Source organism: Janthinobacterium sp. BJB401, from assembly GCF_013372745.1.
Lineage (GTDB): Bacteria > Pseudomonadota > Gammaproteobacteria > Burkholderiales > Burkholderiaceae_D > Janthinobacterium > Janthinobacterium rivuli.
This window is the reverse complement of the sequence record NZ_JABXFH010000103.1, coordinates 1-3,611: the sequence shown is the minus strand read 5'-3', so window position 1 is coordinate 3,611 and position 3,611 is coordinate 1. Positions and strand designations below refer to the sequence as shown.

1 protein-coding gene is annotated in these 3,611 nt (G+C 64.9%); it reads left to right on the top strand.

Annotated elements, in window-relative coordinates; genetic code table 11:
- Positions 1-3,611 (top strand): non-ribosomal peptide synthetase (locus HWE17_RS28305; protein ID WP_176391094.1); only part of this gene is annotated, 3,611 nt, incomplete at both ends.

Here is a 3,611-nt window from a genome sequence, read left to right as displayed (position 1 = left end):
GAGCAGGCCGGGGTCAAGGCCGACGTGCGCCGTGTGTATGCGGCTGCCACCCTGGCAGAGCTGGCGGCGGCAATTGACGTCTCACCGGCCGGCACAGCGGCTTTCGCCGCGCCGCCGAACCGCATTCCCGCCGCGTGCGCGCACATCACGCCGGACATGCTGCCGCTGATTGATCTGACCCAGGACGAGATCGACCGAATCGTGGCCACCGTGCCCGGTGGCGCGGCCAACGTGCAGGACATTTATCCGTTGGCACCGCTGCAGGAGGGGATGTACTTCTATCACCTGATGCACCGCGAGAGCGATCCGTATGTCATTCCGTCGCTGTTCGCAGTCGACACGCCGGCGCAGTTCGAGGCGCTGCTGGACGCTTTGCGCAGTGTGATTGCGCGGCATGACGTGCTGCGCACCGCCATTCTGTCCGACCAGCTGCGGGTTCCGGCGCAGGTCGTGTATCGCCAGCTTGAACTCAATGTTGAGATGATCGAATTGGGCACGGCGGGCGATCCGCAAAGCCAATTAGAAGCTCGCTTCAACAGGCCGATGGATCTTGCCAGAGCGCCGATGCTGGAAGTTTGCGTCGCGCGTGAGCCGCACACGGGCAAGGTGTATGTGCTGTTTCGAAGTCACCATCTGATCGACGACGCTACCTCGTCGATGCTGCTGCATCGGGAAATCCAGGCGCATTTGGCTGGCCAGGCGGCAGCTCTGACGGAGCCAGTTCCCTATCGAGAATTCCTCGCGCATGCGCTTGACCAGGCCGGACGCAGCGATATCGAGGACTTTTTCCGCAAGACCTTGGGTGATGTGACAGAGCCGACCGCGCCGTTCAGGTTGCTCAACGTGCATGGCGATGGTAGCGCGACCGTTGAGGACAGCAAAGCGCTGGACGCGGCGCTGGCGCGCGATATTCGCCAAGTGGCAAGGCAGCGCAGGATTAGCCCCGCAACTCTGTTCCACGCGGCCTGTGCGCTGGTCATCGGCGCCTGCAGCGCGCGCGACGACGTGGTGTTTGGCACCGTGCTGTCCGGGCGCCTGCAAGGCACGGTCGGCGCGCGCAACATGCTGGGCATGTTCATCAACACGCTGCCGCTGCGCCTGACGCTTGAAGGCATCAGCGTGGATAGTCTCGTGACGCAGACGGAGTTGGCGCTGCGTGAGCTGCTGTCCTACGAACAGGCACCGCTATCGCTGGCGCAGCGCTGCAGTGGCCTGGCAAGCAATGTGCCGCTGTTTAGCGCGATTCTGAATTATCGCAATGCCGCTCGATCGGCAGACGGGCAGGGCACGGATACCTCTGCGGACGACATCGCGCTGCTTGCCTACAGACTGCGCACCAATTATCCGATGACGATTTCTATCGACGACCGGGGCGATGACTTCCTGATCGATGCGCATGTCCATCACAGCATTGTTCCGTCGCGCGTGCTTGGCTATCTGGAGCAGGCGCTGGCTGGTCTGGTGCAGGCGCTGCGGTCGCAGCCGGACATGAACGCCGGCGATATTTCGGTGCTGCCGCCGCAGGAGCACGAGCAGTTGCTGGCGGTGGGCACGCGGATAGCGCAGCGCCATGATGGCGACAGCGCGCTGCACGAATTGTTTGAAGCGCAGGCGCAAGGCGCACCGCAGCAGGTGGCCGTGGTGTTCGAGGGCCAGTCGCTGACTTACCAAGAGCTCAATGCGCGGGCCAACCGTCTGGCCCATTACCTGCGCGGACAGGGCGTGGGGCCGGACAGTCTGGTCGGCATCTTCGCCGAACGCGGTCTGGAGATGATTGTCGGCCTGCTGGGCGTGTTGAAAGCAGGCGGCGCCTACGTGCCGCTCGATCCGGTCTATCCGAACGAGCGCCTGGCCTATATGGCCGGGGACAGCGCGCTGTCGCTGCTGCTCACGCAGGAATCGCTGCTGGAGCGGGCTGCTGAATTGTCAGCCGGCCGCGCCGTCATCATCGCCGCGCTCGATGCGCCAGCCTTCACCGGCCAGTTGCAGGCGCATGCGGACTGCAACCTGGCTCGTCTGCCGGCGCATGGGCCGGACAACCTGGCCTATGTGATCTACACGTCCGGCTCGACCGGCTTGCCCAAGGGCGTGCTGATCGAGCACCGCAATGTCACGCGGCTGTTTGCCGCCAGCACCGGCCAGTTCGGTTTCAACGGACGCGATGTCTGGACCCTGTTCCACTCCTTCGGCTTCGACTTCTCGGTATGGGAAATCTGGGGCGCGCTGCTGCATGGCGGCCGCCTGATCGTGGTGCCGCACTGGGTCGCTCGTTCGGCGCCCGATTTCTATCAGTTGCTGAGCAAGGAGCAGGTGACGGTGCTGAACCAGACCCCGAGCGCCTTCGGCATGCTGATCGTGGTGGACGGCGAGCAGCCGGCGCCACTGTCGCTGCGCTGCGTGATCTTCGGCGGCGAGGCGCTCAACGTCGCCACGCTGCAGCCTTGGGCCGCGCGTCACGGCGACGCTATGCCGCAGCTGGTTAATATGTACGGTATCACCGAGACCACGGTGCACGTGACCTACCGCCGCCTGCTGATGGCCGACATCACGAACACGTCCAACCCCAGCGTCATCGGCCATCCTCTGGCCGACCTGTGCGCGGTGATCCTGACGCCACAGCGGGGCTTGACGCCGGACGGCGTCGTGGGCGAACTCCACGTCGGCGGCGCCGGCCTGGCGCGCGGCTACCTGAACCGTCCAGAACTGAGCGCCGAACGCTTCATCGCCAATCCCTTCCATGACGCCGGCGAGCCGGCCAGCAGTACGCGGCTGTACCGCACGGGTGATCTGGTACGGCGTCTGGCCGACGGCAACCTGGAATATGTCGGCCGCATCGACGAGCAGGTGAAGATCCGTGGTTTCCGCATCGAGCTGGGCGAGATCGAAAGCCGGCTGGTCCAGCACGAGGCCGTGGCTGCAGCCGTGGTGGTCGTGCGCGAGGATATCGCCGGCGACAAGCGGCTGCTGGCCTATCTGACCGTGCAGGAAGGGCGGGACGCTTCCGCCGCAGCGCTGCGCGAATATCTGCTGGCAAGCCTGCCGGAATATATGGTGCCGGGCGCCTTCGTGCTGCTCGAACAATTGCCGCTGACGCGCAACGGCAAGGTGGACCGGAAGGCGCTGCCGGCGCCGGACGCCAGCCAGTTCCAGCACGAATATACCGCTCCGCAGACGGACACGGAGCACAAGCTCGCCGCGATCTGGGGCGAGGTGCTCAAGGTCGGACAGGTCGGCACCCACGACAACTTCTTCGAACTTGGCGGTCACTCGCTGCTGGTGGTGCAATTGCTGGCAGCGATGCAGCAGGCCGGACTGCAGACCGATGTCCGCACGATCTATGAGGCGTCGAGCCTGGGCGCGCTGGCGGCCAAAGTGGATGCATTGGCGGGTGCCGGCGAAGCGCCCTTTGTGGCGCCGCCCAACCTGATTCCTCCCGCATGCGGGCACATCGCGCCGGCCATGTTGCCACTGGTTGAACTTAGCCAGGACGAAATCGACCGCATCGTGGCCAGCGTGCCCGGTGGCGCGGCCAATGTGCAGGACATCTATCCGCTGGCGCCGCTGCAGGAGGGGATGTACTTCTACCACCTGATGCACCGCGAGAACGATCC